The sequence below is a fragment of the Streptomyces sp. CB09001 genome, from assembly GCF_003369795.1.
In the GTDB taxonomy this organism is placed as follows: Bacteria; Actinomycetota; Actinomycetes; order Streptomycetales; family Streptomycetaceae; genus Streptomyces.
In genome coordinates, this window is sequence record NZ_CP026730.1 from 2,192,860 (window position 1) to 2,213,721 (window position 20,862).

General features: G+C 71.8%; 18 protein-coding genes. 13 read left to right on the forward strand and 5 right to left on the reverse strand.

From position 1 onward, the window contains the following. Positions 1–27 precede the first annotated feature (27 nt). Positions 28–1,215 carry a PP2C family protein-serine/threonine phosphatase gene (locus C4J65_RS10135; protein ID WP_115742118.1) on the reverse strand — a complete coding sequence of 396 codons (1,188 nt, stop codon included), beginning with the start codon at positions 1,213–1,215 and terminating at the stop codon, positions 28–30. A 162-nt stretch (positions 1,216–1,377) separates the two neighbouring features. Between C4J65_RS10135 and C4J65_RS10140 the strand changes: the two genes are divergently transcribed. Next, the gene (locus C4J65_RS10140) at positions 1,378–2,655 is read left to right on the forward strand and encodes a GNAT family N-acetyltransferase (RefSeq protein WP_240330395.1); all 1,278 of its coding nucleotides are present in this window, start codon (positions 1,378–1,380) and stop codon (positions 2,653–2,655) included. A gap of 10 nt (positions 2,656–2,665) precedes the next feature. Here C4J65_RS10140 and C4J65_RS10145 read toward each other — a convergent pair whose 3' ends face one another. Both C4J65_RS10145 and C4J65_RS10150 read right to left on the reverse strand, forming a co-directional pair. Next, entirely contained in the window at positions 2,666–3,508 is an 843-nt protein-coding gene (locus C4J65_RS10145) for a DNA-formamidopyrimidine glycosylase family protein (RefSeq protein WP_115742119.1), read from the reverse strand. Positions 3,509–3,599: 91 nt separating this feature from the next. Then, on the reverse strand, positions 3,600–4,085 hold the full coding sequence (locus C4J65_RS10150) for a ribose-5-phosphate isomerase (protein WP_115742120.1): 486 nt from the start codon (positions 4,083–4,085) through the stop codon (positions 3,600–3,602). Positions 4,086–4,293: 208 nt separating this feature from the next. Here C4J65_RS10150 and C4J65_RS10155 point away from each other — a divergent pair, with 208 nt between their 5' ends. Beyond that, positions 4,294–5,739: an amino acid permease gene (locus C4J65_RS10155; protein ID WP_115742121.1), complete on the forward strand. Its 1,446-nt coding sequence runs from the start codon at positions 4,294–4,296 to the stop codon at positions 5,737–5,739. A gap of 80 nt (positions 5,740–5,819) precedes the next feature. On the opposite strand, the gene C4J65_RS10160 is transcribed toward C4J65_RS10155, so the two are convergent. Next, positions 5,820–6,401 carry a biotin transporter BioY gene (locus C4J65_RS10160; RefSeq protein ID WP_115742122.1) on the reverse strand — a complete coding sequence of 194 codons (582 nt, stop codon included), beginning with the start codon at positions 6,399–6,401 and terminating at the stop codon, positions 5,820–5,822. 379 nt (positions 6,402–6,780) lie between these two features. Between C4J65_RS10160 and C4J65_RS10165 the strand changes: the two genes are divergently transcribed. From C4J65_RS10165 to C4J65_RS10205, 9 genes are all read left to right on the forward strand, one after another. After that, entirely contained in the window at positions 6,781–8,163 is a 1,383-nt protein-coding gene (locus C4J65_RS10165; protein WP_115742123.1) for an amino acid permease, read from the forward strand. A gap of 154 nt (positions 8,164–8,317) precedes the next feature. After that, positions 8,318–8,959 (forward strand): superoxide dismutase, encoded by a 642-nt coding sequence (locus C4J65_RS10170; protein WP_115742124.1) that lies wholly within the window; start codon positions 8,318–8,320, stop codon positions 8,957–8,959. A gap of 448 nt (positions 8,960–9,407) precedes the next feature. Beyond that, positions 9,408–10,607 carry an ROK family protein gene (locus tag C4J65_RS10175; RefSeq protein WP_115742125.1) on the forward strand — a complete coding sequence of 400 codons (1,200 nt, stop codon included), beginning with the start codon at positions 9,408–9,410 and terminating at the stop codon, positions 10,605–10,607. Between the two features lie 237 nt (positions 10,608–10,844). Beyond that, the gene (locus C4J65_RS10180; RefSeq protein ID WP_115742126.1) at positions 10,845–11,909 is read left to right on the forward strand and encodes an ABC transporter substrate-binding protein; all 1,065 of its coding nucleotides are present in this window, start codon (positions 10,845–10,847) and stop codon (positions 11,907–11,909) included. Between the two features lie 5 nt (positions 11,910–11,914). Then, the gene (locus C4J65_RS10185) at positions 11,915–12,757 is read left to right on the forward strand and encodes an ABC transporter permease (protein WP_115746375.1); all 843 of its coding nucleotides are present in this window, start codon (positions 11,915–11,917) and stop codon (positions 12,755–12,757) included. Continuing rightward, positions 12,733–13,464: an ABC transporter ATP-binding protein gene (locus tag C4J65_RS10190; RefSeq protein ID WP_115742127.1), complete on the forward strand. Its 732-nt coding sequence runs from the start codon at positions 12,733–12,735 to the stop codon at positions 13,462–13,464. The genes C4J65_RS10185 and C4J65_RS10190 overlap by 25 nt, the downstream gene beginning before the upstream one ends. Continuing rightward, positions 13,464–14,837, forward strand: coding sequence for an LLM class flavin-dependent oxidoreductase (locus C4J65_RS10195; protein WP_115742128.1), 1,374 nt, complete (start codon positions 13,464–13,466; stop codon positions 14,835–14,837). Before C4J65_RS10190 ends, C4J65_RS10195 begins: the two co-directional genes overlap by 1 nt. A 13-nt stretch (positions 14,838–14,850) precedes the next feature. Then, on the forward strand, positions 14,851–15,744 hold the full coding sequence (locus C4J65_RS10200; protein ID WP_115742129.1) for a TauD/TfdA family dioxygenase: 894 nt from the start codon (positions 14,851–14,853) through the stop codon (positions 15,742–15,744). Between the two features lie 89 nt (positions 15,745–15,833). Continuing rightward, positions 15,834–16,055, forward strand: coding sequence for a hypothetical protein (locus C4J65_RS10205; RefSeq protein ID WP_115742130.1), 222 nt, complete (start codon positions 15,834–15,836; stop codon positions 16,053–16,055). A 57-nt stretch (positions 16,056–16,112) separates the two neighbouring features. On the opposite strand, the gene C4J65_RS10210 is transcribed toward C4J65_RS10205, so the two are convergent. Continuing rightward, entirely contained in the window at positions 16,113–16,751 is a 639-nt protein-coding gene (locus C4J65_RS10210; RefSeq protein WP_162833114.1) for a DsbA family protein, read from the reverse strand. A gap of 181 nt (positions 16,752–16,932) precedes the next feature. Between C4J65_RS10210 and pepN the strand changes: the two genes are divergently transcribed. Next, positions 16,933–19,515, forward strand: a complete 2,583-nt coding sequence (pepN, locus tag C4J65_RS10215) for an aminopeptidase N (RefSeq protein ID WP_162833115.1) — start codon at positions 16,933–16,935, stop codon at positions 19,513–19,515. A gap of 222 nt (positions 19,516–19,737) precedes the next feature. After that, on the forward strand, positions 19,738–20,808 hold the full coding sequence (locus C4J65_RS10220) for a hypothetical protein (RefSeq protein ID WP_162833116.1): 1,071 nt from the start codon (positions 19,738–19,740) through the stop codon (positions 20,806–20,808). Positions 20,809–20,862 lie beyond the last annotated feature (54 nt).

The window sequence follows — 20,862 nt, forward strand, 5'->3', positions numbered from 1 at the left end:
TATGCCGGGGCGTGCGGAGGGGGTGTCTCAGTCCGTGCTCGGCACGGACTGGGCCGTCGGGCCCTCCCGGCAGATCAGCAGCAGGGCACGGTCGTCGTTGACGTCCTTGGCCACGGCCTCGATCAGGTGCCAGGCCGCGCCGTGGAAGCCGCCCGCGACATAGCGGTCGGCCTCGCCGGTGAGGCGGTCGATGCCTTCGGCGATGTCCCGGTCGGAGGTCTCCACCAGGCCGTCCGTGAACAGCATCAGCACGTCACCGGGCCGCAGCGTCCCCTTCACCTGGTCGAACTGCGCACCGTCGTACACGCCGAGCAGCGGTCCGTCGGCGGACTTCTCCTCCCAGCGGCCGGTGCCCGCGCTGAGCTGGAGGCCCGGCGGATGCCCGGCCGAGTACAGCTCGTAGTCGCCGGAGTCGAGGTCCAGGACGAGGTGGATGGAGGTGGCGAAACCCTCGTCCCAGTCCTGGCGGAGCAGATAGCCGTTGGCGGCCGGCAGGAAGGCGTGCGGGGGCAGACTGCCCAGCAGTCCGCCGAAGGCCCCCGACAGCAGCAGGGCGCGCGAGGCGGCGTCCATGCCCTTGCCCGAGACGTCGGTGAGGACGACCTCCAGCGTCCGGCCCCCGTTCGTACGGGCCGCGACGACGAAGTCGCCGGAGAAGGACTGGCCGCCGGCCGGGCGCAGCGCCATCTCGCGGTGCCAGCCCTTGGGCAGCTTGGGCAGCTTGCTCTGGACGCGGATGCGTTCGCGCAGGTCGAAGAGCATGGTGCCGCCGCGCCGCCAGGGCACGCCGACCCGGCTGCGGAACTGGGCGACGAGGAGTCCGAAGAAGCCGCAGGCCGCGACGACCAGGACCACACCGGGCGTGACCCGGGAGGGGCCCTCGGTGTACGGGCCGAGCTGCACCGACTCCACGATCAGTGCGGTGGCCGCCGCGGCGTACAGGCCGAGCAGGCTCGCCGGGCGCAGCAGCAGGCCGCCCGCGACGATCGGGATGACCAGCGCGGAGGGTGAGCACCACACCGAGTTGGCCATCGTGGTGGCCGCGATGACGGGGATCGTCAGCAGGAGTCCGGCGAGCGCGATCCAGTCCGAGCCGTCGCCGCGGAAGTAGTCGACGGCGGCTCGGCGCACGCCGACGCGGGCCCGGTGCCACTGCTTCTTCCACCGGGCCGCGAACGTCTCGGCCTCCGCGCGCCGCTGTCGTCCTGCTGCCATTAGTTCGGGACCCTATCCATCGGACCGGCCGCTTGGCACGGGAGGTCCCACTTGTCCCCCGTCCGAGGCCGGACTTCACAGTGAACTTCACGAACGGCTCCCGCGCCGCAAGCCTGCGGAAATTGTCTCGCTCGACTCGTACGGCCCTGGTACGCATGCCGTATGGAACGGTCCACGAGTGATGACGGCGGCGTGACGACGATGACGGAGCCGCGGGTGCTGCGGCGCGAGGAGTGGGACCGCTGGTACGCGACACTGATCCGTGCCTTCGGCGGGGTACCGGAGCCGGCCGAGGAGCTGGAGCTGTTCCGGGAGTTGACGCGGGTGGACCGGTCGATCGGCGTCTGGGAGGGCGACGGGGAGGACGGGGCGTGCGTCGGAACGACGGGGGCGTTCGACTTCCGGATGACCGTGCCGGGCGGCGCGCGGGTGCCCGCGGCGGGCGTGACGATGGTGAGCGTCGCCGCCACGCACCGGCGCCGGGGCGTGCTGACGTCGATGATGCGGCGGCAACTGGACGACGTACGGGCCTGGGGCGAGCCGCTGGCGGTCCTGACGGCCTCCGAGCCGGCGATCTACGGCCGGTTCGGGTACGGCGCCGCGACCTTCTCGCTCAGCGCGGAGATCGACACGAGCCGGATCCGGCTGTCGGTGCCGGCCGGCACGGATGACGTACGGCTGCGGTACGCGGCGCCCGCGGACGTGCTCGACGCGTGCGAGGCGGTGTACGCGCGGCTGGTGCCGGGGCGGCCGGGGATGCTGGCCCGGCGGCCCGGCTGGGAGCGGCTGGCGCTGCTGGATCCGGAGAGCCGGCGGGACGGCGCCTCGCCCCTGCAGTGCGTTCTCGCCCGGCGGGGCGGAGCGGTCACCGGGTTCGCGCGCTTCCGGGTGCGGCCGGCCTGGGGGCCCGAGGGGGCCGGGGGCACGGTGGTCCTCGACGACCTGGCCGGTCTCGACCCGGCGACCGAGGCGGCGTTGTGGCGCTTCCTGTACGACGTCGACCTGACCTCCCGGCTGGAGGTGCGGGGGCGGCCGGTCGACGAGGCGTGGCAGTACCAGGTGACGGACATCCGGCGGTGCCGGCCGGAGCTGCGGGACGCCTTGTACGTACGGCTGGTGGACGTGGGGGCGGCGCTGGCGGCGCGGACCTACCAGGCGCCGGTGGACGTGGTGTTCGAGGTCGAGGACGCCTTCTGCCCCTGGAACGCGGGGCGTTGGCGGCTGAGCGGCGATACGAAGGGGGCGTCCTGCGAGCGTACGGCCGACCCGGCGGATCTCGCCCTGTCCGTGCGGGAGTTGGGCGCGGCGTACCTCGGGGGTGTGCGCCTGGGTGCGCTGGGTGCGGCCGGGCGGGTGCGCGAGGTGCGGGCCGGGGCGCTGGCGGCGGCGTCGGTGGGGTTCGGGTCGGACGTGGCGCCGTGGCTGCCGCACGGGTTCTGAGTCCGGACCCTCACCGTTTCTGACAGGTGGGGCACCAGAAGAGGTTGCGGGCGGCGAGGTCGGCGGTGCGGATCGGGCCGCCGCACAGGTGGCAGGGCTGGTTGGCCCGGCGGTAGACGTAGACCTCGCCGCCGTGGTCGTCGACGCGGGGCGGTCGGCCCATGGCCTCGGGGGTGTGCTCGGGGCGGACGGTGTCGATGCGGTTGTTCCGTACCCCCTCGCGCATGAGGGCGGTGAGGTCCTGCCAGATGGTGTCCCACTCGGCGGGGGTGAGGTCCCTGCCGGGGCGGTACGGGTCGATGCCGTGGCGGAAGAGGACCTCGGCACGGTAGACGTTGCCGACGCCGGCGATGACCTTCTGGTCCATGAGCAGGGCGGCGATGGTGGTGCGGCTGCGGGAGATGCGGCGGTGGGCGGCCGCGGGGTCGGCGTCCGGGCGCAGAGGGTCGGGGCCGAGGCGGTCGTGTATCGCCCGCTTCTCCGGGTCCGTGATCAGGGCGCAGGTGGTGGGACCGCGGAGGTCGACGTGGGTGGTGTCGTTGGCCAGGCGGAGGCGGACGGTGTCCGTGGGCGGGGGCGCGGGGGCCGGGCCGAAGGCGACCTTGCCGAAGAGGCCGAGGTGGATGTGGACCCAGGCGAGGTCCTCGGCCGCGTCCTCGGCCGCGTTCCCGGCTGCGCCGAAGCCGAGGAAGAGGTGTTTGCCGTGGGCGTCGGCGGTGGTCAGGACGGTGCCGTCGAGGAGGGCGGCCGAGTCGGCGAACTTGCCCTGGGGGCTGGTGACGTGGACTGCCGTCCGGGCGAAGGCGGCGGTGCAGTCCTGGGCCAGCCGGTGGATCGTGTGCCCCTCTGGCACGTGAGGTGTCCTTTCGCCCGGCCCGCAGGGCGGTGCCGCCCCCGGTGCTCACGCGGTGGGGGCGGCAGGGCGGGTCGGGGGTTCGGGGGTGCTACTGCTGCGGGTGGTGGGACGGGACCGGGGGAAGGTCGCCCGTCGTCTCGTAGGCCGTCAGCATGTCGATGCGGCGGATGTGGCGTTCGTCGCCGGAGAACGGGGTGCCGAGGAAGGTCTCGACGAACTTCGTCGCCTCCTCCTGCGTGTGCATGCGGGCGCCGACCGCGACGACGTTGGCGTCGTTGTGCTGGCGGCCGAGCGACGCCGTCTCCTCGCTCCAGGCCAGCGCCGCGCGCACGCCCTTCACCTTGTTCGCCGCGATCTGCTCGCCGTTGCCGGAACCGCCGATCACGATGCCGAGGGCGTCGGGGTCGGCGGCCGTGCGCTCGGCGGCGCGCAGGCAGAAGGGCGGGTAGTCGTCCTGGGCGTCGTAGATGTGCGGACCGCAGTCGACGGGCTCGTGACCCGCCGCCGCGAGCCACTCGACGAGGTGGTTCTTGAGTTCGAAGCCCGCATGGTCCGAGCCGAGATACACGCGCATGCGTCGAGTGTGACACGCGCGCCGGGCAGTGGACGCTTCGGGTCGCGACTGGAAAAACGACTTGTGAAACTTTAAAAGCTCAGGAAAAGCTCAAGTAACGATCCGGATTCAAAGGTTCCTGAATTCGTTCGCCTCCGTTTCACTGGTCCGGCTCGTACACCGCTCGTACGGGAAAGTGCTCGACCGGCGCAAAGGAAGACCTCCCCCCATGACTTCGCAGCCGACCTTGACCAAGCCCGAGGAGGAGCCCGCGGGCCCCTCGCCATCCGGGTCCGGGCTTCAGGCCGGGCTCAAGAACCGCCATCTCTCGATGATCGCCATCGGCGGCGTCATCGGGGCCGGACTGTTCGTGGGTTCCAGTTCGGGAATCGCCACCGCGGGACCCGGCATCCTGCTCTCGTACGCTCTCGTCGGCACACTCGTGGTGCTGGTGATGCGGATGCTCGGGGAGATGTCGGCCGCCAACCCGACCTCGGGCTCCTTCTCCGCGCATGCCGACCGCGCGCTCGGCCCCTGGGCCGGCTTCTCCATCGGCTGGCTCTACTGGTTCTTCTGGGTCGTGGTGCTGGCCGTGGAGGCCACCGCCGGCGCCAAGATCCTGGAGGGGTGGATACCGGCCGTGCCCCAGTGGGGCTGGGCACTGCTCGTGATGATCGTGCTCACCGCCACCAACCTCGCCTCGGTCGGCTCCTACGGCGAGTTCGAGTTCTGGTTCGCCGGGATCAAGGTCGTCGCCATCGCCGCGTTCATCGTCGTCGGCGGACTGGCCGTCTTCGGGGTGCTGCCCGGCGTGGACAGCGACCGGGCGGGGCTCGGGAACCTGACCGAGCACGGCGGGTTCCTGCCGCACGGGGCCGGGGCCATTCTCACCGGCGTACTGCTCGTCGTCTTCTCGTTCATGGGCAGCGAGATCCCCACGCTCGCCGCCGGTGAGTCCGAGGATCCGCAGCGGGCCGTCACCAAGGCGACCAACAGCATCATCTGGCGCATCGCCGTCTTCTACCTCGGGTCCATCTTCGTCGTGGTGACGCTGCTGCCCTGGGACTCGCAGTCGATCGTCGACCAGGGCTCCTACGTCGCCGCGCTGGACTCGCTCGGGATTGCGAACGCCGGCGAGATCATGAACTTCATCGTGCTGACGTCCGTGCTGTCCTGCCTGAACTCCGGGCTCTACACCGCTTCCCGCATGGCCTTCTCGCTCGGCCGGCGCGGGGACGCGCCGAAGGCGTTCGCCCGGACCACCCGGCGCGGGGTGCCGCAGACGGCGATCCTGTCGTCCGTCGTCTTCGGCTTCGTCGCGGTCTTCTTCAACTACAAGTTCCCCGACACGGTCTTCCTCTTCCTGCTCAACTCCTCGGGCGCCGTGGCCCTCTTCGTCTGGCTGGCCATCTGCTTCTCGCAGCTGCGCCTGCGGAAGATCATCCAGGCCGAGGCGCCGGAGAAGCTGGTGGTGCGGATGTGGCTGTACCCGTACCTGACCTGGGCGGCCGCGGCGGTCATCGTCTTCGTGCTCGGGTACATGCTGACCGACACCGAGCACGACGGGCGCAGCACCGTGCTGCTGTCGCTGCTCGTCGCCGCGCTCGTCCTCGCCGTCGCCTTGGTGAAGCAGCGGATCACCGCGTCGCGGAAGGCCGCCGCCGCGAAGGGCTGACCCCCCGCGGGGAAACGGAAGAGGCTCGCCGGGGCGCTGTCGCGCTCCGGCGAGCCTCTTCCGCGTGGGTCCGCGGCCGGTTACCGCTTGTCGACCAGCTTCCACGCGGTGGGCAGGACGCCCATCGCCAGCGCGGCCTTCACCGCGTCGCCGATCAGGAACGGGGTGAGACCGGCCGCGATCGCGGCGGTGAGGGACATGTCGGCGGCGAGGGCCAGGTACGGCACACCGACGGCGTAGATGATCGCCTCGCCGATCAGCATCGTGCCCGCGGTGCGCAGCACCGAGCGGTCGGCGCCGCGGCGGGCCAGGGCGCCGACGGCGGTGGCGGCGAGCAGCATGCCGAAGACGTAGCCGAGGGAGGGGGCGCCGGTGCCGGAGCCGCCTTCGGCGAACCACGGGACGCCCGCCATGCCGACCAGGGCGTAGAGCGCGAGGGACAGCAGGCCGCGGCGGGCGCCGAGCGAGGTGCCGACGAGCAGGGCCGCGAAGGTCTGGCCGGTCACCGGCACCGGGGAGCCGGGCACGGGCACCGCGATCTGGGCCGCGACGCCGGTGAGTACGGCACCGCCCGCCACGAGCGCGACGTCCCGGACTCGGGAGGAGGGGATGAGGTCGGCGAGGACCTGCCCGGATCGGGCGGGGACGGCAGCGGTGCTCATGGGGACTCCGCGGTGGGGTGGTGTGGACATGTCGGGACACCGCGACGCTATCCCAGCGGACGGGACCGATCACCAGCAGCGCCCGACAAAGGCCCGCTCATGGACTTGGTGGGCTCCCGACAAAGGGGGCGGGATACACCCGGACTCGGGTGAGACCGGTCACCCAGGGGGTGAGGCGGGTGTCACGCGGGTGCGGGAGTAAGCGGAATGCCGTATTCGGATGATCGCGTTCCGTATCCGGTCCGTCCGCATCGTGGGCCGCCGCTGTCGCCGGACGGCACGAGACCGGAAACTGTGGGCGCTTTTGCCCTGCCCAGCCCCACCACCCCCCACCACCCCCCACCTCCACCCGCCCCCCACGCATTGGACGAGCCGCTCCATGTCCAACAGCACCACCACCAAGGCGCCCCAGCCGGTGGACGCCTCCCTCTCCCACGGCCTCAAGCAGCGCCACCTGTCGATGATCGCCCTCGGCGGGGTGATCGGAGCCGGCCTGTTCGTCGGCTCCGGCGCCGGTATCGCCGCCGCGGGGCCCTCGATCGTCGTCGCCTACACCGTCTCCGGTCTCCTCGTGATGCTGGTGATGCGGATGCTGGGCGAGATGTCCGCCGCGTATCCGTCCTCCGGCTCCTTCTCCGCGCACGCCGAGCGGGCGATCGGCCCCTGGGCCGGTTTCACCGCGGGCTGGGCGTTCTGGGTGCTGCTGTGCACCGCCGTCGGCCTCGAGGGCATCGGCGCGGCGCAGATCGTGCACGGCTGGCTGCCGGGCACGCCCGAATGGGCGTGGGTGGCGCTGTTCATGGTGGTGTTCTGCGGGACGAACCTGGCCGCCGTGAAGAACTTCGGCGAGTTCGAGTTCTGGTTCGCGGCGCTCAAGGTCGGCGCGATCTCGCTGTTCCTGGTGCTCGGCGTGCTGGCGATCTGCGGGATGCTGCCGGGCACCGACTCCCCCGGCACCTCCCACCTGGGCGACTTCCTGCCCCACGGCGGCAACGGCCTGATCATCGGCCTGCTCGCCTCGGTGTTCGCCTACGGCGGCCTGGAGACGGTGACCATCGCGGCGGCCGAGTCGGAGAACCCGGTCAGGGGCGTGGCGAGCGCCGTGCGGACCGCGATGTGGCGCATCGCGCTGTTCTACATCGGCTCGATGGCGGTCATCGTCACCCTGGTCCCGTGGGACTCCCCCGAGGTCGTCGAGAAGGGCCCGTACGTCGCGGCCCTCGACGAGCTGGGCATCCCGGGCGCCGGGCAGCTCATGAACATCGTGGTGCTGGTGGCGCTGCTGAGCGCGATGAACGCCAACATCTACGGGGCCTCACGCATCGGCTACTCGCTGGTCGAGCGGGGGCAGGGACCGAGGGTGCTGGGCCGGGTGTCGGGCGGGGTGCCGCGGGTCGCGGTACTCGTCTCCTCCCTCTTCGGCTTCGGCTGCGTGCTGCTCAGCTACTGGCGGCCGGACGACGTCTTCTCCTGGCTGCTGAACATGATCGGCGCGGTCATCCTGGTCGTCTGGATCTTCATCGCCGCCGCGCAGCTGCGGCTGCGCCGCAGGCTGGAGCAGGAAGCGCCCGAGAAGCTGGTCGTGCGCATGTGGGGCTTCCCGTGGCTGACCTGGGTGGCGCTGGCGGGCATGGCCGCGGTGTTCGTCCTGATGGCCCGCGAGCCGGACACGCGGGTGCAGCTGTACTCGACCGGCGGGATGACGCTGGTCCTGGCGGCCGTCGGCTACGCCCGGCAGCGGCGGGGCGCGGCTCGCGGATAGGGACCCGTCCGGCGCATCTCCCCGGGGCCCCCGCACCAAGACGTGCGGGGGCCCTTTCGTATGCGCCGGCTTCGCCCCTCCACCCCTCCCGGGCCTCTTGCTGCTAGCGTGCACTTGCAAGCCTTTTGCAATAAGAGGTCGGAGGGGATCCGCCATGTCCGTCTACACGCTTCCTGAACTGCCGTACGACTACTCCGCGCTGGCTCCCGTGATCAGTCCCGAGATCATCGAGCTGCACCACGACAAGCACCACGCCGCGTACGTCAAGGGCGCCAACGACACGCTGGAGCAGCTCGCCGAGGCGCGGGACAAGGAGACGTGGGGCTCGATCAACGGCCTGGAGAAGAACCTGGCCTTCCACCTCTCCGGCCACATCCTGCACTCGATCTACTGGCACAACATGACCGGTGACGGCGGCGGCGAGCCGCTGGACCAGGACGGCGTGGGCGAGCTGGCCGACGCGATCGCGGAGTCCTTCGGCTCCTTCGCCGGCTTCCGGGCGCAGCTCACCAAGGCCGCCGCGACCACCCAGGGCTCGGGCTGGGGCGTGCTGGCCCACGAGCCGCTGAGCGGCCGGCTGATCGTCGAGCAGATCTACGACCACCAGGGCAACGTCGGCCAGGGCTCCACCCCGATCCTGGTCTTCGACGCCTGGGAGCACGCCTTCTACCTCCAGTACAAGAACCAGAAGGTCGACTTCATCGACGCCATGTGGGCCGTCGTCAACTGGCAGGACGTGGCCAGGCGCTACGAGGCCGCCAAGTCCCGCACCGACAGGCTGCTGCTGGCTCCCTGAGCCCGCCGAGTCGTCCTGCCTCGTGATCGTCTTCTCAACCTTCACCGGGCAGGCGGAATGAGGAAGGCCCCCGCGAGGACGTGACTCGCGGGGGCCTTCTGTCATGTCCGGCGGTGCTCTCCGTCTCACCCGTCGGTGCCCTCCGTCTCGCCCGTCGGTGTCCTCCGTCTCGCCCGTCGGTCGCCGTCTGGGCAGGGCGGTGGCGTTTTGCTAGCTTCGAACACATGGTTGCCCAGGCCCGGAACTTCACGTCGCGTCGCTATGTCGACCTGCGACGCCAGGGCACCGCCACCTGTCGCCGTCCTCGCGTGAGCTGACGGGGCACCACCACACGGGTGCCCCCGGCGAACGAGTCAACAGATCCGTGAGGCGGGCGGGGTGGACCCGGCGCGCCTCCGTCCGTTCAGACGGCGCAGTGTCGGACCCGTTCCGGAGGAGACCCACCCCCATGCCCCGTACCGCGGCAACCCTGATCGCTTCCCCCGTGCCCCGCGGCGCCGACCGCGACCGGCGGCGGGCCACCGCCGGTGTGGTGCTGCGTTCCGTGCTGGAGCACGGGCCCGTGGCGCGCAGCACCATCGCCCGGCTGACCGGACTGTCCCCGGCGTCCGTGACGGACTACTGCGCCCGCTTCACCCGGCTCGGGCTGGTCCGCGAGGCCGAGCCGCCCCGGCGGTCCAAGGGCGTGGGCCGTCCGCACGTGCCCCTGGACCTCGACGACTCGCGGTTCGTCGTCGGCGGGATGCACGTGGCCGTCCCCCACACCACGGTCACGCTGCTCGATCTGCGCGGCCGGGTGGTGCGGCAGCGGGAGCTGAAGCACGAGCGCACCGATCCGCGGTGGGTGCTGCCCCGCGCGGCGCAGGCGCTGGCGGCGCTGCTGGCCGAGGTCCGCGACGCCCGGCCGCTCGGGGTGGGGCTCGCGGCCGGCGGCTGGGTCGACCGGGACTCCGGCGTGATCGTCGAGCACGGACTGCTGGGCTGGCGGGACGTGCCGGTACGGGAGGTGCTCGGCGCGCACACCGGGCTGCCGGTCCACGTCGACGGACACGCACGGGCGTTGGTCAACGGTGAGCGGCTCTTCGGGCGGGCGCGGGGCAGCGGGAGCGTACTGCACCTGTTCGTCGGCAACGTGGTCGACGCGGCCTTCGCCACCCACGACGAGGTGCACCACGGGCCGCGTTCGCAGGCGGGCGCGATCGCGCATCTGCCGGTGCCGGGCGGCAGCGAGCCGTGCGCGTGCGGGCGTACCGGCTGCCTCCAGGCGGAGTTGGGCGAGCGCACCCTGTGCCGCCGGGCCCGTGCGGCCGGGATCACCGACGGGACCAATCCGCGGCACGTGCTCGCCGCGGCGAACGCCGGTGACCCGGTGGCCGCCGCGCTGCTGCTGGAGCGGTCGCGGGCCACCGGGCGGGCGGTGGGCCTGCTGGCGGACGTCCTCAACCCGGAGACGGTGGTGGTGACCGAGATCGGCGCCATGCATCGCACGGACTGCCTGGCGGCGTTGCGGGAGGCGGCCGGCACGGAACGCGCGGCGGCCGTCTTCCCGACGAGCTTTCCCGAATCCGTGCTGGCCGTCGCGGGCGGCTCGGTCGTCCTGGACGTGCTGTACCGGGATCCGTTGGGCACTTCACCTGAGGCTAATTAATTCAGCGTCTCGGAATGTTGACACGGATCACCGATGACCGGAAGCATTCATCTCATGAGCTGTCGCACCTTCTGTTGCTGACGCCCCGGCGCGCCCGGAGCGCGCATCCCGCTGCGTGAATTCCCTTTTCCGTCACCGGAATTCCGCATGCCTCACTGCCTGGCACCGCCTTGCCGTGCCGTTCTGTTTTCCCCGACGCCGCCGTGCCCCGTCCGTATGAGATCAGGGAGTTCTCCCATGCCCTCTCCGCCTGCCACAGGCATTGACCGACGCCTCTTCCTCACCTCGCTGATCGGCGCTTCGGCGGCCGTCGCCGGGCTCGGCGGCTGCGCCGGCGGCAGTGCCGCCGCCGAGACGAAGGGTGCCTCCACCGCTCCGCTCTCCGACACGGTGCCCGAGGGCACCAGTCTGAAGATCTCCTCTTATCAGAACACTCAGCAAATCCAGTTCGAACTGGCCCGGCTCACGGTTCCGTTCAAGGTGTCGGACTGGCTGAACATCGGTGCGGGACCCGACGTCATCAACGCCTTCCGGGCGGACTCCCTGGACCTGGCCAACAATGCCGGCATTCCGCCGATCCAGGCCTACTACCAGGGTTTCAGGGCGAGGATCGTCGCCGTCAACCTCACCCGTAAACCGAACTACCTGTTCGCGACGAAGCCCGGCAGCGACATTCGCACCCCGGCCGACTTCGAGGGCAGGAAGCTGGCCTTCTCGCAGGGGCAGGCGCAGGGCGTCGTGCTGCTGCGGGCGCTGAAGAAGGCGGGACTCGCCCACGACCAGGTCGAACTGGTGCCGTTGACCAGCAACCAGTTCCTGACCGCGCTCCAGTCCGGGCAGGTGGACGTCGCCCCGCTCGCCAACAGCCAGGCCCCCGCCTATCTGAACCAGTACGGGTCCAAGGGCGCACACACCATCGAGACCGACGTGGTCGACCTGCTCAGCCTGCTGTGGGCGCCGCAGTCCGTACTGAACGATCCCGCCAAGGCCGCCGCCGTCGCCGCCTACATCCCGCAGTGGGTCAAGGGCCTCGTCTGGACGTGGGAGCACCCGGACCGGTGGAACGAGGAGTACTACGTCAAGACCCAGAACCTGACCCTCGCGCAGGCGCGGGCCGTCACCGAGCTGGCCAACAAGCCGCTGTTCCCGCCGAGCTGGGACGAGGCGATCAGGTGGGAGCAGGAGACGGCGGATCTGCTGGCGGAGGGCGGCTTCGTGAAGGAGTTCGACGTGACGCAGCTCTTCGACCGTCGCTTCGAGGCCATCGCGGCACGGGCCGCGACGGCGGAGTACCGGAGGTGAGCGCCGTGACCACCCTCGCGAGTGCCGAGAGCACGGTCACCGTCGCCGAGGACACCCGTCAGGTGCGCAGGCGCCGCCGCCTCTCGCCCGGAAAGCAGTGGCCGGCCGCCCGTCTCGCCGGTCCGCTGCTGGTGGTCGTCCTGTGGACGGCCGCCTCGGCCGCCGGGGCGCTGGATCCCGGCGCGATACCGGCGCCGTGGACGGTGGCGGAGACGGCCGGCCGGCTGTGGTCGGACGGGACGCTCGCCACCGACGTCGTGACCTCGCTGCGCCGGGCGGCGACCGGGTTCTCGATCGGGCTGGGCGCCGGGGTGCTGCTGGCGCTGGCCGCCGGGCTCAGCCGGGTGGGCGACGCCCTGATCGACGGGACGGTGCAGCTCAACCGGGCCGTTCCGACCCTGGGTCTGATCCCGCTGTTCATCCTGTGGCTGGGCATCGGGGAGACCTTCAAGATCGCCATCATCGCGATCGTCGTGTACATCCCGATGTACCTGAACACGCACGCCGCGCTGTCCGGCATCGACAGCCGCTACGTCGAACTGGCCGAGGTGCAGGGACTGTCCCGGCTGCGGTTCATCCGCCAGGTGGTGATCCCCGGCTCGCTGCCCGGCTTCTTCGTGGGACTGCGGCTCGGCGTGACCGGCTCCTGGCTGGGCCTGGTGGTGCTGGAGCAGATCAACGCCACCAGCGGCCTCGGCTACATGATGTTCCAGGCCCAGAACTACGGCCAGACGGACGTGATCCTCGTCGGTCTGCTGATCTACGGCGTCTTCGGCCTGGTCTCCGACAGCGTGGTCCGTCTGATCGAGCGGAGGGTGCTGTCGTGGCGACGCACACTGAGCAGCTGACCCGTCCGGCCGTCCGGCTGCACGGTCTGACCAGGTCGTTCAAGGGCCGTACGGTGCTCGACGGCATCGATCTCGAACTGCCCGCCGGCCAGTTCACGGCGCTGCTGGGGCACAGCGGGTCCGGCAAGAGCACGCTGCTGCGGGCCGTGGCCGGACTGGACCACGGCGTCGAGGGCGAGGGGCGGCTGTCCGCGCCGGAGCGGGTGTCGGTGGTCTTCCAGGACTCCCGGCTGCTGCCCTGGTCCCGGGTGCTGGACAACGTGCTGCTCGGCGCGGAGGGCAAGGAGGCCGCCGAACGCGGCCGGGCCGCCCTGGCCGAGGTGGGTCTCGCGGGGCGCGAACGGGCCTGGCCCGGGGAGCTGTCCGGCGGCGAGGCCCAGCGGGCGGCACTGGCCCGGGCGCTGGTGCGGGAGCCGCAGCTGCTGCTCGCCGACGAGCCGTTCGGCGCCCTGGACGCGCTGACCCGGATCAGGATGCACGGCCTGCTGCGGGAGCTGTGGGAGCGGCACCGGCCCACGGTGCTGCTGGTCACCCACGACGTCGACGAGGCGATCGTGCTCGCCGACCGGGTGCTGGTGCTGGAGAACGGCCGTATCGGCCTCGACCTGACCATCGACCGCCCCCATCCGCGCTCCTACCGGGAGCCGAAGCTGGGCGAGTACCGGGAGCGGCTGCTGGCCGCCCTCGGTGTGACGGAGGACCACTGATGACCCGCCGACTGCATCTGAACGCGTTCCTGATGAACACCGGCCACCACGAGGCGTCGTGGCGGCTGCCGGAGAGCGACCCGTACGCGCACGTGAGTCTCGCGCACTACGTGGGTCTCGCCCGGACCGCGGAACGGGGCACGTTCGACTCGCTGTTCCTCGCCGACGGCCCGCAGCTGTGGAGCAACCTCGCACAGCGGCCGGCCGGCGCGCTGGAACCGCTCACCCTCCTGACGGCGCTGGCCACGGCGACCGAGCACATCGGTCTGATCGCGACCGCGTCCACGTCCTACGACTCGCCCTACAACCTGGCCCGCAGGTTCGCCTCGCTGGACATCGTCAGCGGCGGCCGGGCGGGCTGGAACATCGTCACCACCGCGGGGGCCGAGGCGGCCCGCAACTTCGGCCTGGACGCCGAGCCCGCGCACGCCGAACGCTACGCCCGCGCCGCCGAGTTCCTGGACGTCGCGCTGAAGCTGTGGGACAGCTGGGAGGACGACGCGGTCCTCGCCGACAAGGCGGCCGGTGTGTGGGGCGACGACGCCCGCGTCCATCCGCCGCGCCACAAGGGCACGTACTTCCGTGTGGAGGGCGCGCTCAACGTGCCGCGCACGCCGCAGGGCTACCCGCTGCTGGTGCAGGCCGGCTCCTCCACGGACGGCAAGGTCTTCGCGGCCCGGTACGCGGAGGCGGTGTTCACCGCGCAGCAGACGCTCGGGGACGCGCAGGCCTTCTACGCCGACATCAAGTCCCGCACCCGGCTCGCGGGGCGCGACCCCGGCCACCTCAAGGTGCTGCCGGGCATCGTCCCGGTGCTCGGTTCCACCGAGGCGGAGGCACGCGCCGCGGAGCAGGTCCTGGACGACCACATCGTGCCCGCGCACGGCGTACGGCGCCTGGAGGACCTGCTGCGGCTGGAGCCCGGCACCCTGGACCTGGACGGTCCGCTGCCGGACGACCTGCCGCCGGAGAGCGCCATCGAGGGTGCCAAGAGCCGCTACACGCTGATCGTGGAGCTGGCCCGGCGCGAGCGCCTGACCGTGCGGCGGCTGATCGGGCGGCTCGGCGGCGGGCGCGGCCATCTGACCTTCACCGGGACACCGGAGCAGGTGGCCGACCGGATCGGGTCGTGGTTCACGCAGGGTGCGGCCGACGGCTTCAACATCATGCCGCCGGTACTGCCCTCCGGCCTGGAGACGTTCGTGGACCACGTCGTCCCAATCCTGCGCGAGCGCGGTCTGCTGCGCACCGCGTACGGCCCCCGGCAGACCCTGCGCGAGCGCTACGGGCTGCCCCGGCCCCGCAACCAGTACGTCACCGAGGCCACCGACCCGGCCACCGCCGGGGCACCGGCCGCACTCACCCGTATCTGAGAGAGGAACCGGCATGAGCGATCTGCGGATCACCAGGATCACCTCCCGTATCGGCGCGAAGGTGTCCGGCGTCGACGTCTCCCGGCCGCTGGACGGGGCCACCGTCACCGCGCTGGGGGCCGCCCTCGCCGAGCACAAGGCGCTGGTCTTCGACGACGTGGACCTCGACGACGAGGGCCAGCAGGCGTTCGTGCGCGCCTTCGGGGACCTCACCACCGCCCACCCGACCGTCGGCGCTGTGGACGGCGCCCCGAACGTGCTGCCGGTCGACAGCGAGCGGGGCCGTGCCAACCACTGGCACACCGACGTCACCTTCGTCCTCAACCCGCCGCAGGCCACCTCGCTGCGCAGCCTGACGGTCCCGCCGTACGGCGGCGAGACCCTGATCGCGTCCTCGGCGGGCGCCTACCGGGACCTGCCCGAGCCGCTGCGGCGGCTGGCCGACGGCCTGTGGGCGGAGCACACCAACGACTACGACTACGCGGTGGCCGACGAGGACATCGACGCGGAGAAGGCCGCGCACCGGTCCCGGTTCACCTCGATCAAGTACCGCACGGCCCACCCGGTGGTGCGGGTCCACCCGCTGACCGGCGAGCGGGGACTGTTCATCGGCGGGTTCGCACAGCGGATCGTGGGCCTGTCGGTGGGCGAGTCGCGCAAGCTCCTCGAACTGCTCCAGTCCTACGTCACCCGCCCGGAGAACGTGCTGCGGCACCGCTGGTCGGAGAACCAGCTGGTGCTGTTCGACAACCGCATCACCCAGCACTACGCCGTCGACAACTACGACGGTCTGCCGCGCCGGCTGCACCGGGTGACGCTGGCCGGTCCCGTGCCGGTGGGCATCGAGGACAAGGAGAGCTACTCCATCGAGGGCGACGCCTCGCACTACACGCCGGTCGCCGCATAGCGGGAACCGGAGGACATCGCCCCTTCGAACGCAGGGATAGGGCGCCTTCTCGGGGGGAAATGACTCACCGTTCCCCCGAGGAGGCGCTGATGGCGTACGTACGGTGTCCGAACTGCGGCGACACGATGCACGAGTTCCGGGACCTGGAGGGGGACCAGGAGAAGGCGGCGGCGCGGCTGGCGCTCGGCGATCTGCCGGCCGGGGAGGTCTTCGTCGCCAAGGCCTACCACCGCTGTACGTACAACGGCTGCCGCCGGATCCAGCGCAAGGACAGGTGGTGGGTGGGCGCGACGCTGCCCGAGGAGGACTGACCGCCCGTGCCTCCTCCCCGCGTCCCCGGGCAGGGGCGCGGGGAACGCCCGCCCGGATCAGAGGTTGCTGAAGTCCGGGCCCTTGGTGCGGGTCCGCTTGATTTCGTAGAAGCCCGGCACGGAGGCGACGGCCAGGGTGCCGTCCCAGAGCTTGGCGGCGTCCTCGCCCTTGGGGGCGGGGGTGACGACCGGGCCGAAGAAGGCGAGCTGCCCGCCGTCGGCGCCGGGCACGGCGATGACCGGGGTGCCGACCTCCTGGCCGACCTTGTCGATGCCCTCCTTGTGGGAGACGCGCAGCTGCGGCTCGTAGGGGGTGTCGTCCCAGTGGTCCATGAGGGACTCGGGCAGGCCGACGTCCTTCAGGGCCGCGGCGACCGTCTCCCGGCCGGGGCCCTCGTCCTGGTTGTGGATGCGGGTGCCGAGCGCCGTGTAGAGGTCGCCGAGCACGTCGGCACCGTGCTCCTCCTGGGCGGCGATGACGACGCGGACCGGGCCCCAGGCCTTGACCTCCAGCATCTCGCGGTACTCCGGGGGCAGCTCGTCGAGCTTGTCCTCGTTGAGGACGGCGAGGCTCATCACGTGCCAGTGGACCTCGATGTCCCTGACCTTCTCCACCTCCAGGACCCAGCGGGAGGTCATCCAGGCCCAGGGGCACAGGGGGTCGAACCAGAAGTCGACAGGCGTTTTCTCCGACATGTCTCTCCTCATGAGGTGGCGCGAGTGAGTACTCATCCGGACAACCCGACGAGCGGCCCGCCCATTCCCGGCTGCCGCGCGTCAGGGGCGCATGGCAGGATCGGTGCTGTCCGCATACTGAACATCACGTGACACCACGTGACAGCACGTATACCGAACACCATCCGAGGGAGTGCCGCCCGTGCCCGGTGAGAATCTGTCCCGCGACGAGGCCCGGGAGCGGGCCGCCCTGCTGTCCGTCGACGGGTACGAGGTGTCCCTCGACGTGCGCTCGGCGGTCGGTGACGTGCAGGGCGAGGGGCCGCGCACGTTCCGGTCCGTCACCACGATCCGCTTCCGCTGCAACGAGCCCGGCGCCAGCAGCTTCGCCGACCTGGTCGCACCGGGCGTCACCGCCGTCTCCCTCAACGGCCGCGACCTCGACCCGGGCGAGGTCTTCGACGGCTCCCGGATCGCCCTGGAGGACCTGGCCGCCGACAACGAGCTGGTGGTCGACGCCCAGTGCGCGTACTCCCGCACGGGCGAGGGACTGCACCGCTTCGTCGACCCGGAGGACGGCGAGGTGTACCTGTACACCCAGTACGAGCCGGCCGACTCGCGCCGGGTCTTCGCCAACTTCGAGCAGCCGGACCTCAAGGCGCCCTTCCGCTTCGAGGTGCGCGCGCCCGAGGAGTGGACGGTGTGGTCCAACGGCGCGGGTGAGCGCGCCGACGAGGTGTGGCGGTTCGCGGAGACGAAGCCGATCTCGACGTACATCACGTGTGTCGTGGCCGGTCCGTACCACTACGTGACGGACTCCTACGAGCGGACCCTCGACGACGGCACCCGGCTGGAGATCCCGCTCGGCGCCCTGTGCCGCAAGGGTCTGGCGCCGCACTTCGACGCGGACGACGTCTTCCTGATCACCAAGCAGGGCCTGGACTTCTTCCACGACCACTTCGACTACCCGTACCCGTTCGGGAAGTACGACCAGGCGTTCGTGCCCGAGTACAACCTCGGCGCGATGGAGAACCCGGGGATGGTGACCTTCCGGGAGGAGTACATCTTCCGCGGGAAGGTGACGCGGGCCTCGTACGAGGGCCGCGCCAACACGATCCTGCACGAGATGGCGCACATGTGGTTCGGCGACCTGGTCACCATGGAGTGGTGGGACGACCTGTGGCTGAAGGAGTCCTTCGCGGACTTCATGGGCGCGTTCGCGAACGTCGGCGCGACCCGCTTCAAGGACGCCTGGATCACCTTCGCCAACCGCCGCAAGGCCTGGGCGTACCGCGCCGACCAGCTGCCCTCCACGCACCCGATCACGGCCGACATCCGTGACCTGGAGGACGCCAAGCTCAACTTCGACGGCATCACCTACGCCAAGGGCGCCTCCGCGCTCAAGCAGCTGGTGGCGTACGTCGGGCAGGACGCGTTCCTGGAGGGCGCGCGGCGCTACTTCAAGCGGCACGCGTACGGCAACACGCGCCTGGGCGATCTGCTGTCGGTCCTGGAGGAGACCAGCGGCCGGGACATGGCGGCCTGGTCGCGCTCCTGGCTCCAGACGGCCGGCGTCAACTCGCTGACCCCGCAGGTGCTGCTGGGCGAGGCGGGCACGGTCGACGAGCTGGCGGTCGTGCAGGAGGCCGCCGAATCGCACCCCGAACTGCGCCCGCACCGCGTCGCGGTGGGCCTGTACCGGCGCACGGCCGAGGGCGCGCTGGAGCGGTACGCGCGCGCCGAGGTGGACGTCGAGGGGCCGCGCACGGTGGTGGCGGAGCTGGCCGGTGCCGCGGCTCCCGAGCTGGTCCTGGTCAACGACGACGACCTCACGTACTGCAAGACGCGGTTCGACGCGACCTCGCTGGAGACGCTGCGCGAGCACCTGGGGTCCCTGACCGACCCGCTGGCCCGTGCCCTGTGCTGGTCGGCGCTGTGGAACATGACGCGCGACGCGCTGCTGCCCGCCCGGGACTTCGCGGCGCTGGTGCTGCGGTTCGCCGGACGCGAGTCCGACATCGGCGTCCTGCAGATGCTGCACGCCTGGACGAACTCGGCGCTGGTGCACTACGCGGCCCCCGACTGGCGGGAGACCGGCGGCCGGCTGCTCGGCGAGGGTGCGCTGCGCGAGCTGCGGGACGCGGCGCCGGGCAGTGAGCAGCAGCTCGCGTGGGCGCGGTTCTTCGCGTCGGTGGCGTCCGACGGGGCGGAGCTGGAGCTGCTGCGCGGGCTGCTGGACGGCACCGAGAAGATCGACGGGCTGGACGTGGACCAGGAGCTGCGCTGGGCCTTCCTCGCGCCGCTCGCGGCCCACGGCGCCGCCGACGAGGGCGTCCTGGCCGCCGAGCTGGCCCGCGACGACACGGCCTCCGGCAGGCGCCACCAGGTGCGCTGTCTGGCGGCCCGCCCCTCGGCTGCGGTGAAGGCGCAGGCCTGGGCGCAGGTCGTGGAGTCGGACGCGCTGTCGAACGCGCTGGTGGAGGCGACCATCGCCGGGTTCGCGCAGCCCTCGCAGCGGGACCTGCTCGCGCCGTACCCGGACAAGTACTTCGCGGCGATCGAGCGGGTGTGGGCCGAGCGGTCCATCCAGATCGGGATGGACGTGGTCCGGGGCCTGTTCCCGTCGCTGCGGGACTCCCGGGACACCCTGGACGCGACCGACGCGTGGCTGTCGGCGCACGAGGACGCGGCCCCGGCGCTGCGCCGGCTGGTGCTGGAGGCGCGGGACGACCTGGCGCGGGCGCTGCGCGGGCAGGCCTGCGACGCGGCGGCGGGCGCTCGGTAGCGGCCCCCTCCCCGCCCGGAACGCCTGATCTTTGGCCAATGATCGGGCGTTCCGTCGTCGTTACAAGATGCGTGCCCGGCTGGCCGTAACCCCTGGTCCCACCCGTTCGGACCAGGGGTTTCGGCATCCGAACACTCGTCCTTTAGTCCGGGCTTGTCCCGGTTCGGCGATGGACGTGTAACACCGGTTAGGGGGCCGATCGGGCGCGGGAAGTTGCCGGTCATGACGCACAACATCCCGCTCTCCCCCCGCCCCCGCCCGCTGCACGACCTGGCCGACGGCCGGCGCCGGCCGATGACGGTCGCCCAGCTGCGGGCGCACGGTGTCTCCGCCGCGGAGACCAACGAGCAGTGCCGGCCCGGCGGACCCTGGCAGCAGCTCCTCCCGAACGTCGTCCTGCTGCACCCGGGGCCGCCGACCGGCGACGAGCGCCTGCACGCGGTGCTGCTCTACGCGGCGCGGGACCGCACCTCGGGCACGGCACCCGGCGGGACCGCCTCGGTGCCGGTCCAGCCGGGCGGGGAGCACCCGCCGGTGCCGGCCTACGCGGAGGCGATGATCACGGGCCTGGCGGGGCTGACGCTGCACGGCTTCTCCGCCGCTCCCCCGCTGTCGTCCCTGGAGCTCATCGACGTCCTGGTCCCGCGGCTGCGCCGGCTGCGCACGACGGGGTGCGCACGCATCGTCCGCACCACCGCGCTGCCGACCGCAGTGGAGCTGACGGGGGTTCCGGTGGCGCCGGTGGCGCGGGCCCTGGCGGACGCGGTCGCGGAGCTGACCGACCCGGGCACGGTCCGCCGGCTGCTGACCGAGGCGGTGCGCGGCGGTCACTGCGAGCCCGCCGCGGTGGTACGGGAGCTGAACCGGGCGCGGCTGCTCAGCCGCCCGCACGTGGTGGACGCGGTGGACTCGCTGGTCGCCGAGGGGCGGGCACTGGCCGAGCAGCGGCTGTACCGGATGGTGCGCGAGCACGCCCTGCCCGAGCCGGTCTGGAACGTCGACCTGCGTCTGCCCGGCGGCCCCCACCTGGGCGGCGTGGACGCCTTCTGGCCCGGGCAGGCGGTGGCGCTGGAGCTGGACACCCGGGCGCACCGGCAGCAGGAGGACGACGCCGCCCGGGCGGAGTACGCCCGCAAGCGCGAGCACCTGGAACGGCTGGGGATCACGGTCGTGCACCTCACCCCGCGCAAGCTGCGGGACAGCCCGGAGCACCAGGCGGCCGTCGTACGGACGGCGCTGATGGCGGCCGGGGACCGGGAGCCCGCCGCGTACGTCGTGGTGCTGCCCCGGTAGGGGGCGCCGGGCGCGGGCCACCGGGTGACGGGAGCCGGGAGGCCGGGAGGCCGC